Source organism: Nocardia nova (assembly GCF_002933465.1).
In the GTDB taxonomy this organism is placed as follows: domain Bacteria; phylum Actinomycetota; class Actinomycetes; order Mycobacteriales; family Mycobacteriaceae; genus Nocardia; species Nocardia nova_B.
In genome coordinates, this window is the sequence record NZ_PSZE01000004.1 from 288,971 (window position 1) to 301,328 (window position 12,358).

At 64.7% G+C, this 12,358-nt stretch carries 9 protein-coding genes; 1 reads left to right on the forward strand and 8 read right to left on the reverse strand.

The genetic code is table 11. From position 1 onward, the window contains the following. Positions 1 to 338: 338 nt before the first annotated feature. Complete coding sequence (locus C5E41_RS07490; RefSeq protein WP_258080822.1) at positions 339 to 5,105, reverse strand: DUF4011 domain-containing protein; 4,767 nt, start codon at positions 5,103 to 5,105, stop codon at positions 339 to 341. On the opposite strand from C5E41_RS07490, the gene C5E41_RS34855 reads away from it, so the two are divergent. Beyond that, entirely contained in the window at positions 5,091 to 5,378 is a 288-nt protein-coding gene (locus C5E41_RS34855) for a hypothetical protein (RefSeq protein ID WP_258080823.1), read from the forward strand. The genes C5E41_RS07490 and C5E41_RS34855 overlap by 15 nt on opposite strands. Positions 5,379 to 6,535: 1,157 nt before the next feature. Here C5E41_RS34855 and C5E41_RS33710 read toward each other — a convergent pair. From C5E41_RS33710 to C5E41_RS07520, 7 genes are all read right to left on the reverse strand, one after another. Continuing rightward, positions 6,536 to 6,934, reverse strand: a complete 399-nt coding sequence (locus C5E41_RS33710) for a hypothetical protein (protein WP_104375082.1) — start codon at positions 6,932 to 6,934, stop codon at positions 6,536 to 6,538. Continuing rightward, positions 6,919 to 9,336, reverse strand: coding sequence for an AAA family ATPase (locus C5E41_RS07500; protein ID WP_104375083.1), 2,418 nt, complete (start codon positions 9,334 to 9,336; stop codon positions 6,919 to 6,921). Before C5E41_RS07500 ends, C5E41_RS33710 begins: the two co-directional genes overlap by 16 nt. A gap of 204 nt (positions 9,337 to 9,540) precedes the next feature. Continuing rightward, complete coding sequence (locus tag C5E41_RS07505) at positions 9,541 to 10,113, reverse strand: DUF4352 domain-containing protein (RefSeq protein WP_104375084.1); 573 nt, start codon at positions 10,111 to 10,113, stop codon at positions 9,541 to 9,543. Positions 10,114 to 10,174: 61 nt separating this feature from the next. After that, positions 10,175 to 10,588 (reverse strand): DUF732 domain-containing protein, encoded by a 414-nt coding sequence (locus tag C5E41_RS33715; protein WP_181063136.1) that lies wholly within the window; start codon positions 10,586 to 10,588, stop codon positions 10,175 to 10,177. Between the two features lie 8 nt (positions 10,589 to 10,596). Further along, positions 10,597 to 10,983 (reverse strand): hypothetical protein, encoded by a 387-nt coding sequence (locus tag C5E41_RS33720; RefSeq protein ID WP_181063137.1) that lies wholly within the window; start codon positions 10,981 to 10,983, stop codon positions 10,597 to 10,599. Between the two features lie 27 nt (positions 10,984 to 11,010). Further along, the gene (locus C5E41_RS07515; protein WP_181063138.1) at positions 11,011 to 11,553 is read right to left on the reverse strand and encodes a DUF4189 domain-containing protein; all 543 of its coding nucleotides are present in this window, start codon (positions 11,551 to 11,553) and stop codon (positions 11,011 to 11,013) included. A 49-nt stretch (positions 11,554 to 11,602) separates the two neighbouring features. Beyond that, positions 11,603 to 12,337: a hypothetical protein gene (locus C5E41_RS07520; protein ID WP_146097491.1), complete on the reverse strand. Its 735-nt coding sequence runs from the start codon at positions 12,335 to 12,337 to the stop codon at positions 11,603 to 11,605. Positions 12,338 to 12,358 lie beyond the last annotated feature (21 nt).

Genomic DNA, 12,358 nt, shown 5'->3' on the forward strand with positions numbered 1-12,358 from the left:
TCTCGGCATGTCGCGGTGCCCCGGCAGCGTCACCACCAGGATCAGTACGGCCAGTGGGAGTCCGATTGTGATGATGAACCCGAGCGTGATCACTGTCCGCCCGCCCCTCGGCTGCATGGTGATTGTCGACCGCTTGAAGTCCTGGCTCCGCGTACAGCATTGCGAGACAAGCAGATTCAGTTCGACGACGGCGAGGGTTCTCCCTGGAGCGGTCGGAAAACGATGAAGTTGGAGAATGGCAGCCTTTGGTGATGCCGTTGTCGCTTTGCTAACGGAAGGTATCGGGTCCCACCGACACTTGGGCACCGAAACGCCCAGCGGTTTCGTGCGAGGGCGCGTCAGGCTCCGGGCCGTATATGCGATCCGATCCGGATGAGCCGCCCGTCCGCCAGCCCGGCGGCGATGCATGCTTCCAAGCGCTCCCGGCTGGCGCCAGCGAGTCGCCGCTGTTTGAAGATGGCCATGGTTGCGCGCATCAGAGGCTCCGTCTCCAGCGCCGCACTCGCGCCAGCCGCCCTCATGGCATTGACGATCTCCTCTGGTGCGATCTCGTTCAGAGAACGCGTCATGTCATCCGGGGTGGTGCGGTAGCCGAGCCACGTAGCCCTGTCGATCTGATGTGGCCACACAAATGTGCCGAGCGGGCCGGAGTGAACGAGCTCGGTGGGGACGCAGTCGATGACAAACGCCTTGCGCGCGGCTGAAACTCGGTCGAAGCCGAACCGATTCGCGACGACCCGCGCGAGTCGATCCAGTGCGATGGGTCCCTCGGTCTCCACGGTTTCGCGTACGGCGTCGGTGATGATGCGCCGTACCGACGCCGAGTTGGTCCTGTCGAGATCCGTCCGTTCGCCGAGCGTTGTCGTCGGCGCGCAGAGATAAGTGGTGCCGCGGCCATCCCAGTCGCGAGCTGCCGGCTTGTCCAAAACAATCGCCGCAGATCCGAGGCTGCTCGCGATCGGTGCGCTTGCGACGAGCTCCGGCTCGTCCCGCTGCGCCGAGTCGTCGGTCGGCTCGGCCGTCGAACTATCTTCTGTCTCTACGTCTTCCAGGTCGAGCGGTGCGGGTTCGTCCGCCCTTTCGACCGTGGCTTCTGCTTCCAGCTTCGCGATGAGAGCCGCACGCTCTTCCGCTGCTGCGGCGAGCTCTGCCTCGAATGCCTCTCGCTTCGAGCGGGATGTTTCGATCGCGGCATCAACGCGGTCGAGTACAGCGCCACGATTGTCGATCCAGTCCGGCAACCACACCCGCAGCGACGAACCCCAGTGCATCATCGTTTCGAGCAGCCGCGGTGTCAGATCCCGGTCTGCGGCCGTCGGCCGTTCCGCCCACCGTGGGCCGTCGAGCATGATCGCCACTTGCCAATGCTCGCAACCGGGTTCGCGTACGACGAGGTCGAGGACGAAGTCGGAGAGCCCGTAGTTCGCGTCCACCTCGTATCCGCGCTCGCGCAGTCCGGCGCAGATGTCTCTTTGAATGGGGTCGAGGCCGAGGCCGTCGCGCGGGTGTTCACCCGCGCTCGGTCCGTAGGAGGCCATTTCGAGGTAGCCGCGCAGGTGGGCCATGCCAACGGATTTCGTTCGGGACAGGTCGATGTGCGATGGGTCGAACGAGGTGAACACGATGACCTTGCGACGTGCCCGGGTGATCGCGACATTGAAGCGCTTCTCGCCGCCCGACCGGCTGAGCGGACCGAAGTTCAGCGGCAGCTGTGTCTCACCTGGTTTCGTCGAAAAGGCGGCGGTGAACAAGATGACGTCACGCTCGTCACCTTGGACGTTCTCCAGGTTCTTGACGAATATGCCTTCTTCGGCGTCGGGACGCAGGTTCTCGCGAACGAGCGGATCGTCGCATTCATCGAGGAGGTCCTCTACCAGAGTGCGTTGTTGCGCGTTGAACGTAACGACGCCGATGCTCTGGTGCGCGAGATGTGGTGTGGCCAAACGGGTTCGAATCTCCTCGACCACGGCTTCTGCTTCGACACGATTCGTGCGGTGCTCACGGCCACGATCCTCGCGGTTGAAATGCCCGGCGACGCGACGCCATTCGACGCCCGCGGTGCTGTCTCCGCCGGGGGAGGGCAGGCTGGCCAGCCGACCCCCGTAGTACTTCTGGTTGGAGAAGCTGATGAGTGTCTCGTCCTGGCTGCGGTAGTGCCACGACAACCACAGACGCGGAACACCGGACTCGACACATTCGGTGAGGATGCTGTCCAGATCTTCCGGAGCGAGCTCGCCCTCCTCGGGCGCGTCGTCGTCATCGGAAGCCGTGACCTGACCGAACGAGGTCGGCGGCATCTGCTGGGAGTCGCCGACGATGACGGCCGACCGGCCACGCCCCAGGGCGCCGATCGCTTGCGCCACGGTCACCTGCGACGCCTCATCGAATACGACGATGTCGAACGTCGCGGAACCGGGCGGAATGAACTGCGCGAGCGAGGCCGGACTGACGAAAACACACGGAGTGGCCGCCAGAATGTGGTCGGCGTATTTGTTCATCAGTTGCCGGAAGCTGAGGCCGCCACGCCGTCTGTCCAGCGAACGTCGCAATTCCCCGACCTCGCCGGTGAGCGAACCGGCTCGGAAGGGGCGCCGCTCGAGCAGTGTGGCGGCAAGAGCTTTGACCTGTTCCTCTCGCAACGACTCCGCAGCGTGCACGAAGTCGTCGATTTCGCCGTCACGAAGGTCGGAAAGGAAGTTGTTCAGACCGGTGGATCGGCGGCGTTCGTCCAGCGATGTGGCAGCGGTGCCACGAATGAAGGCCGCCGTTGCGTCGGCCGCCGGAATTCGGGCGGTCAGAAGTGCTTCCACGAACTCATCGAGTCCTGCTTGGCGCAAGGGCGCGAGGTAGCTGGACATCCTGGACCAGTCGAGCAGGTGCCGGGCATTGAAAAGCTCAGCGTCTTCGATGAGTTCGCCACTCGTGCGCTTCCACGCGGTGAGCCAGTGTTCGCCGTTGCGCCAGCGGGTCACATCATCGTCAGTGGTGCCGAGACAGTGTCGCAACTGTGTCCACGCGTCGCTCACTTCCTCGAGCAACCCGATCTCTCGATCGGCCGGGAAGCCGGTAGTTTCGAGCAGACGCCATTCGCCGGGGGAGGTGTCGATGAATCGGAGCGTCGCGGCGATGTAGTCGAAGATCGGCCGCAGTTCTTCCGCGCTGCCGGGGGCGAGGGGATTCCAACGCGCCGGCATGAACGGGCCGAGAAGTTCCCGGGCGAGCGTCTGAGTTCGCGAAACATGCTCGCGGACACCAGGGATTGCTCGCAGCAGGGGCAGGACTCTCTGGGGTGCGAGGTCGGTGCCCGGCTGGGCGAACGGTGCCATGCTGCGCTGAAACTGCTCGGCCTTCTTCTTCCGGCCGAACATCCGTTTGTCGCACTCCTCCGCCTCGGTGACGGTGGCGGCGATATCACCGGTTTCGACGAACATCGGCGTGAACGTCGCCAGCAGTGGAGCGCAGTTTCGCTGCAGCTGTTCGATCTCTGCCCTCAGCGCTTTCAGCGAGCCGGAGAATTGCGCGCCGCCCATCCACGCAAGTGTGGGCGCGTCCGGAACCGGACGACCGAGTTGGTGCTTCGCCGGTTCGAGCAAGGCGACGAGCTGGCTGGGATCGTCGTTGGCTGCCAGCAACGACCGCACGCGGTCACTCGTCTCCGCGGCATCGAACGCGTTGGCAAACCGGCGCACGGCAGACGCGATCTGCTCCGCGCCCACCGAGCTCGGAATGGCGCCTGCCAGAGACCATGGCACACCGGGTGCGATATCCAGGGGACGCGCTGCCCGCGAGAAGAGGTCGAGTGCAGCCTTGACTGCTGACCAGTTCTCGGAAGGGCGAGCGACATAGGCAATCGGAATGGGGGCCACCGGTCCATCACCGGTCTCGAGGATCTCTTCGAAGGCGCTCCATAGCGAGTAGTCGATACCGTTGCGCTGATGCAGTTTTCTTGGATAGTCGGCGAGCGGTGCGAGCCTAGCCCGAAATTCCGCTAACCGGGCATCCCATGTGCGCTCGTTGTACCGGATCGAATTGTCGATCGCGGCTTTGAGCTGATCGCGGATCACATTGGGACTCTGACTCTTTCCGTGCAAGTCGAGAGTGAAGTTCTGCAGACCGACCCGCTCGAGGCGCCGTTTCACCACGTCGAGCGCTGCCTGCTTCTCTGCGACGAAGAGAACGGTCTTGCCCAGCTCCAAAGCGTGTGCGATCAGATTCGTGATCGTCTGGGACTTACCCGTGCCGGGCGGGCCTTCGAGGACGAATGTGCGGCCGGCCGCGGCGAGCGCGATCGCTCTGAGCTGTGAGCCGTCGGCCGGAATCGGAACGGGCACAGCACTTTCGTCGACCTCGAGCTGCTCCAGGCCGGCATCACCGTCGGCGTTCGGGTCATGGAACGACTCGCCGGGATGGTGCGTCAGATGCCGAACGATCGGACTCTGCTCGAGGATCTCCCAGCTGTCGCTGAGGTCCTTCCACATGCCGAACGTGCCGAACTGGCAGATGGCGAGAGTTGCGACCTCATCCACCCGCAGATCGATGTTGTTCTCGACCAGAGCGCTCCGGATCCCGCGGAGGGCGTGGACGATATCGATTCCGCTGTCGTCCAATTTCGGTGCTTCGAGTGCCTCGATCGAGACGTTGTGCTTCAGACGCAGCCACTCGACCAGGCAGTAGTTCGGACTCGCGACTTCGGTTGTGTTCGTCGTGATGTGGAACTGTTTTCTTCCCGTACCGCCGCTGATCTTCACCGGAAGGAGAAACAGCGGCGCCCGCGCCTCGGCGCCCGTGCTTGTGTGGTGTACGAGCGCGCCGAGCGTCAGGTAGAGGTTCGAGCTTCCGGTTTCTTCGAACAGCGTCCGTGCGGTCCGGGCGAGCTCTTTGAATCTGCGGGTGTAAGCGTTATTCGGAACGGCAGCGTAGAGCTGGTGGTCCTCGGAGAGGTACGCCCGCAGTACATCCGGGTCGATCTCGGCGGCACGTCGCGCGCCTTGGAGTTGATGAATGGACGAGAGGTCGTCGTGCGGAGCCAGTGTGAGGGGAGTACCCGCATGAACGATGTCGTCGAGAATCGGTAGACCGTTGTGGGGCACATGCAGGTCGATCACCTGAGACGATGCCTTCAGATTCAGCAACCTGTTGCGGGTGCTCAGATCGAGAAGCGATCGCTTCCACTTTCGGACGCGTGCCGGAGCGGAGTCGGTCGTGTCCAAGACTTCGTCGTTCTGGTTCTGTGCCCGAAGCTCACCGGGCAGTTCCAGCACGATTCCGCCGATTTTCGTCGGCTCGGGGGAAGCAACGGCGGCGACGTCATCGAGGCTGGGCAGGGGGCGTACACCGCTTCTCCTGGCAGCAGCGATGTCGACAACTCCGGCCAGTGACTCGGGCGTACTGAAGTGCTGTCGTGCTGTCGCTATGGCGCTGGAAAAGCTGCCGTTCGACGACTCCTCGTAGAACACCGCCTCGACAGGCACGGCGATACCCGACTCGACGAGATTGACGAGAGCGTTCTGCTCGGTCAAGGACGGATGAGACAAGTTCGCTTCTTCGCGCAGAAATCCGGCGAAGGCGTGCCCGGTCACCAACCACACGAGCGGGCGCAGACCGGATGCCTCGAGGCACGCCGCATAGGCCACGGAGAGGTCGATGCAGGTGCCGAACCGCTCGTCGAGAACTCCCGCGGTGGTGCGGATCTTCTGTCCGGTCGCCTCGAACGAAGCGGGAGGGTTGATGTAGCGGATTCGCCGTGCGCGCAGGACTTCGTAGATCGCGGCGGCAATGAGCGCGGCTCGCTCCGGGCCTGCTTGGTAGCCGCTGATCGAGGAATCCCCGGTGTTGGTTCGCAGGAGTTCGGCGGCATCGTTGAGGACCGACCGAACGGATTTGGTATTCGGTTGGACGAACGCCGCAAGCGAGTCGTAGAAGATCGGCGCGTTGAACCACTCGTTGTGCGCGAGGACTCGGATCGGCGTCGTGAGATGGACGTCGGGTCCCCACATTCGTGTCACGGTGACACTCAGTGTCGCCGGGTGACTTTCGTTCAGCTCCCGGAGGTAGGACGTCTGCGGTGCGAAGGCGCCGAAATCGTCCCAGAACACGTCGGCGCCGTCGGACAGGTCGCCGTCGTAGGTTCGCTGCCATGCCGGGGTCAGTTCGGCGCCGTCGCCGTGCAGTCGGACGGTTACGGTCATGTCGACCACCGACGAGCCCGAATTGTTCGTCACACGAAGTCCGGAGATCAGCGGCACGCCGTTGTGGACGAGCGCCAGATTGATCGCGGGTTGGGTCAGAACCTGAACGGTCAGCCCGGACTCCACTGCGGTGGTGTCCTCCCACAGCGCGGTGTGCGCCACGCCTACCTCCTCTATGCCCCAGAACTCTTCGTCGGCTCGGCCGAGCCCGGATGCGCCTTGGCGATCGCCCGAACTGACATCGGTGGATGACCTGAAAATGTGACAGACGCAATCGCTAACCGCGCGTCCCGACATCTCACGCCTGCTCTTGCTGCGCTGAATTGGAACACGTTGTAGCGCAATAATTACCGGCTTGCACCGGTGTGTGCGCTCATCGCAGCGTCGATCGCTGCCACAACCCGCTCGGAGCTTTCCTGCCACCGTCGCAACTGCTGGACCGTCGGATTCAGTTCGTAGTCGTGATGATGAGTAACTACCGACAGCTCCGCCCACAGGACACTCGCCTCGCCGGCCGCCTGCGCACCGATGTACTTGGGAAGCACCAGCAGCTGGGCACGCCGGGTTACCGAGACCATCCGTGGCGATACCGAGTTCCACAGTTCTTCGATCGCGTGCTCGACGGCGATGCGCAGCGTCCATGCCGATGCTCTCGGCCAGAGGCCGTCCAGGTCGGCCGTGGCGTCGGAGATGAGCATGTCGGCAGTGCCGAGCCTGGAGCGGACCAGCGTCAGTTGCTGAGCCATGCCGTGATCCTCTCCGCGCGATTGATGAGGTCTTCGAGGTCGTCGCGGGTGCTTCCGTGCGCGCCGCGATTACATGCCTCGATCACCGACGACGCCCATGGCGCGAGTTCCCGGTCCAGGCGTGCGAGGGCCGCCGCCTCTTTCGTTCGGTCCAGGAACAGGGCGAGCGCGAGCTTCTGCTTGGTCCGTTCGGCCGCCGCGAGCTGTTCGTCGATGGCGATCTGGCTGAGGCCGTTCTCGCCCAGAATCTTTCGGACCTTCGCAGTGCTGGCGGACTCGATCGCTTGTCGGCAGCACAATGCGATCAGCTCATTGGCTTCGTCCTTGGGCAACCGGGGAGTCAGCTGCAATGCGCGGGCATCGGCGAGATTGCGGCGGATCGGGTCGACCGACACCCGGACTTCCACGACCGACCGCTCCCGGCGCTGTACATCGAGTATGGTCGCCGGAATATGCAGGCGGCGTACGGCTTCGGACAACCGCAGGTCGTGTGTGAAGACGACAACCTGCCGGGATCGCGCGACCTCGTCCAGCACTCGGGCCAATCCGTCGACCTTGGCCGGGTCCATGGACTGAACCGGGTCGTCGATCACCAGGAACCGGAACGGACTCTGCGCCGCCGTGGCACGCGGCAGGAACAGCGACAACCCCAGCGAGTGCAGTTCACCCTGGCTCATCACTCCCAGCGCGGCACCGGCCACCCCGTCGACCGTCACATCCAGGCTCACCCGGCGCTGCTGCGCACTGCCCGTCAGCACGACGCCACCGAGCTCGACATTGCTCTGCTGGCGCAGCGTGGTCCAAATATGTTGCGAGAGTTCGGCCAGTGGCCGCATGCGCTCGGTGCGCAGACCGGCGGCGGCATTCTTGAGCCACGCCTCGGCTGCCTTCACGGTCTTCAGCTCATCGGCAGCGGTTGCCGTCGATGTCGCGCGCTCGACCCAGGCGGCGATCCGTACGGCCAGTGGGGCCCAGACCGTGTCCAGGCGGGACAGCTCGGCGCGCGCTCGCTCCTGCAGGTCCGACAGTGCGACGGTGAGTCGCTGGTAATGGTCACGCATCAGTGCCGGCAGTTGTGCGGCGTCTGCGGATCGCAGCTCCGCCCATCCCCGCCACTCCCGCAGCGCGTCGCCGGCGTCGATCGGGCAACTCGACAGTGCTTGCGGGACTGGCTGGATCAGGCTGCGTGCCTCGGACACCGCCGCGTCGTGTGCGCGCCTGGCCGCTGCGAGGTCGGCGGTGCGCTGTCGGATATCGGCGATCTTCTGGCTTGTCCGCTCCCTCCACTGCGCGTCGAGTTGCCCTTCACCGCATACCGGGCATGGGCAATCGTCGCCGGCGGCGTAGGTGGCGGCGAGGTCCAAGATCTCCAGAATCGCGGTATCCGCGTCGGCTTCCGCTGTCGCCGCACCGGTCAATTGTGCTGCGGCAGCGTCGAGACGGCCAGTGACTTCCACCAGCAGCGCTGAGCTGGGGAGCCCGAGCGCGGCAATGCCGCTCAGAGCCGTCGCGGGGCCGGAAGCATCCGCTTCGGCGCCGAGCACCGTCTGAGAGATGGCGGCCAGGTTGTTGTTGCGCCGATCGAGCAGCTCGAGGACCGCGCGCGCACGGTCGTCGTCGACGGCCGACAATTCCGTCAGCAAGACCTCTTTGCCCTGTTTGACCTCCTTGGCGGCTTTATCGATCTCGAGTCGTCGCCGCTGCAGGTTCTGCAACGCGGCGTTGATGTCGTCGAGACCGAGTAGGCGGTGCAGCGCGTCGTACATCGCGGTCGGCGTGCCGTCGATCAGTGAGCCCAGCTCGCTGTAGGACAAGAACGGACGAAACAATTCCAGCGGCCGGGCAAGGTCGCCGCGGTCCATTGGTATCGGCTCACCAGCTTTGCGGCGGGTGGTCCAGCTGCCCTCCTCGAGTCCCGCCCCGGCGCTCCACGTACCGGTGATGGTCAGCGGGTTCTCCGCGGACTCCGTCTGCAATTCGACTTCGATGGTCGGGGCCGCACCGTCGTGCAGATTCCGCCAGCCATCACGCCAGATTCGGCCGCGGTCCGACCATCGCTTGTTGTCGCCGGTGATCGCGAACTCCGCGGCCTCGGCGAAACTGGATTTGCCGCAACCATTTCGGCCGACCACGAGCGTCAGGCCGGGCGCGGGTTGGAGGTCCAGCGTTGTCTTCGGTCCGATACCCCGGAAGCCGTGCACCGTGATCGATCGCAGGAACATCCCGGCCAGCACCCCACCGGATCCGGGGCCGGCAGGGGCGGTATCTGGGAAGGCCGCCAGTATGGTCGCGGCCATTTCCGGAGAGACCGACATATCGGCGGAGATCTCGTCGGACACCAGATCGCGCAGGCGCTCGGCATCCCCCGCGGATACTTCGACGGCGGGCAGCGTGTTCTGCATAGAAGATCCCCCAATCAATGCGAATGCTTATGTCGCACAGGCGAGAACGCGTGCTCGCCGAACTGCGCGAGAAGTGAGAGTCTATCGAGAAGTGGGTTGCCAGGAGACGGGTTCGAGCGGCGGCCTCGTGGCAACCCTCGGACGGATGCGGCCACGGCTCGGTGCTGCTGGGCATGGTCGCGTCCAACGGGCGAAGGTGCCGCCCTACTTCACCGCGACGCGAGCGCCGCCGGAAAACGCGGAGTCGTGGAACTCGATCGCTGCGGCCTGAGTGCCCTTCGGCACATCGAATGCGATTGTCACGGAGATCTTGTTGCCCGGGTTGATCTCGGTCGACAGATCTTTGTTCAGATTGATCTCGGCGCCGGTGTCGTTGCTGTAGAGCCGCCCTTGGCCGTCGACAAGTTTCTGGTTGTCGCCGAAGTAGGTTTGGGGACGGTCACCGGTGTTGGTGACATCGACGTGGACCAGAACGTACTCGCCCTGAGCCTGTTTGCGCAGGTACGGGTTGTCCCCGACCTCCGAAACCGGAGGGGCTAGCCTGGTCACCACGAAGGCGAACTTGCCGTCGCGCACCTCCGAACCCAGCGGTGCCGCCGTGGTTCGTTCGGTCTCTTGTTTGGAGGCTTCGTGTGCGACGCCCCCGATGAGTGCGGCGCATCCGCCGAACAACAGCAGTATGCAGGCGGCGAATCCGCCGAGAATCCAGGGCCAGACGCGCCTCTTCTTCGGCGGCGGGTAGTAGGGCGGGTGTTGAGGTGGGACCGGAGCGGTCATGAGGTTCCCTAAGTTTGTAGGTGTCTGGGGTTGGTGCGAGAATTCGTGGGCCTGGTTGTGGCTACTTGACGCCACTCAGCTGGTCAGGGCAGTAGGCAGTCGACGCGGCGTGCAGAAAGTCGGCGGTGTGCTCGAGTTTCGTTGCGTCGGCGCGGACCGAGTTGCCGTCGATGGTTCCGTCGGCCAGCTGGGCAATGACCTGCAGTTTCTCGCCGCCGCGCATCCGGCGACATGCGACTTCACCCGCTTCGATGAGGTCGGCTCGATCCACGGATCGCAGCCAATAGTCCGAGAGCTGGGAGATGAAAACCCGGTCTTGGTCCGATATTTCACCGCGTCGAGGTGTGGGTGAGGGCGTTGATGAATGCGAGGCGGAGGTCGCCGTGTCGGCGCGATCACTGGAGTCCGCGCATCCGGCGATCGCGACCACGGCGATGGCCCCGAAGACGATCGGTCGCACCGCGAGTCCTGTCACCTTTTTGCTCACTGCCCCGGAACGCAGCCCGGAGGCACCTGGTATGCGTTGTAACCGAGGGCAGCTCCGGCTCCGGCGCCGATCGCCATGCCGAGCGGAACAGTAAGAGGCGCAGCCAGTCCCAACGTGACCGCGCTGGATCCGGCGCCGGCAGCTGCGCCGGCCACCAGGCCGAATGCGAGACCGATCCCCATCGACTGGTTTCGCTCCAGGATGGTCAGGGGTTCCGGCTGGCCCGGTAGATAGGTGCAGGAGGCCGCGACGGGTTCGACGGTCGAAGGAGTTGTCGCCGGGCTCGGTTCCGCTGTTTCCGCCTGCGCGGTTGTGGCGAAGCCGGCCGCGAGGATCGACGCGGCTACCGAGGTGGTGACGATGCGTCGAGAGATCTTTTTCATGGGTGGTTCCGTTCTGCCGTCGAGGTCTCAGCGGCGTGTCGTGTCCGCTCGTGAGCGAACAAATTGAGGGCTTGTCGCCCAATGGGTTTCGTGCGGTGCCCTGAGGCAGAAGAAGCGCGCGGTGTCTACGCGATCAGTACTGGCAGTCCGACCACCACACGGTGACCCCAGCCCGGGGTTCTTCATGATCGCGTCGAAATCCGCCTCACTGAGGCTGTTCCCGACCGACCACGAGTACGTGCTGCCGACCGCGTCCCCGTCGGAATACCGAGTACCGGTGGCGACCGCACCGCATCGACCGCTCGGATACACCAGGACCAACCGGCAGTCGTGCGCCGGCGCGCTGGAGCCGGCCGGCGGCGGCACCCGGTGGTCGCAGCCGGTCAGCGCGGTGTTCTTCGCCTCCTCCACGTCGGTGTAGTTGCGGGAGACGTTGAGCAAGCCGTTGTTGGTGGAGACGGCGACCGCGGTCCAGTGGACATCGTCCGCGTGGGCGGGGCCGGCGACCAGGGCGGTGCCGCCGACGGCGGCGCAGGTGAGGAGGAGGCCACAGGCGAGAGGGAGTTTCATCGTGATGACTTTCGTTGAGATGAAAGGGTTTCGTTCGAGAGAGAGGCGGCTACCAGCAGTGCCGGTACTCGCCGCTGCCGTGGCACTCCTGCTGGTAGTCCCACTGGTCCGGCACATCCGAATTCGGGATCGCCGCACCGGCGGCACCGCCGACGGCCATTCCGCCCAGCACTCCGACGAGTAGGCCGATCGGCAGCGTGATCGGGATGAGCATGCCCATGGTGGCGATGCCGACGACGATGCCCAGCAGCGCGCCACCGATTCCACCGATCGCGGCGCCGATCCCAATGCCGGCTTCGATGCTGCGCTGCCTCGGCGAGGTCTTGCGCCAATATCCGATGTCCTGTGCCGAGACGTCGGCGACCAATGTGGTTGCGGCGGGGGTGATTCGGGGTGCGAGGGTCAGCTCGCGGTCGCCTGCCGTGATTCGCAGCGGAAGGGTGGCGACGATGGCACCCGCGTCGTTGGTGACGATTACAGCTTCGTCGCCGAGGTGGAAAGTACCGCCGGTGAGAGTAGCGGTGAGAGTGGTGCCCGCGCTGGTGATGTCGTAACCGATGCCCTGATCGGTGCCCTGCGAGCCGGCGGGTGCGCTGATCGCGGGCGGGGTGGGTTCGGCGGTTGCGCTACCGCAGGTGACGGTGATTGCGGCGATCGCGAGCATGGCGATGGCGGTGGTGTTGCGGACGGCGTTCAACGGGTTCTCCGGATCGTGCGAAGTGCGGCTCTGATCGGCTGGTAAACGTGTGCCGCGATGCGCGGCTGCCGCCAGATGTGTTGACAACGTATGCGAGCATGAAAACAT

Excerpts from the sequence above, each read along its gene's own strand:
- C5E41_RS34855 (WP_258080823.1), top strand. The coding sequence starts at position 5,091 with ATGCAGGTCGATCACCTGAGACGATGCCTTCAGATTCAGCAACCTGTT.
- C5E41_RS33710 (WP_104375082.1), bottom strand. The coding sequence starts at position 6,934 with ATGGCTCAGCAACTGACGCTGGTCCGCTCCAGGCTCGGCACTGCCGAC.
- C5E41_RS07500 (WP_104375083.1), bottom strand. The coding sequence starts at position 9,336 with ATGCAGAACACGCTGCCCGCCGTCGAAGTATCCGCGGGGGATGCCGAG.
- C5E41_RS07505 (WP_104375084.1), bottom strand. The coding sequence starts at position 10,113 with ATGACCGCTCCGGTCCCACCTCAACACCCGCCCTACTACCCGCCGCCG.
- C5E41_RS33720 (WP_181063137.1), bottom strand. The coding sequence starts at position 10,983 with ATGAAAAAGATCTCTCGACGCATCGTCACCACCTCGGTAGCCGCGTCG.
- C5E41_RS07515 (WP_181063138.1), bottom strand. The coding sequence starts at position 11,553 with ATGAAACTCCCTCTCGCCTGTGGCCTCCTCCTCACCTGCGCCGCCGTC.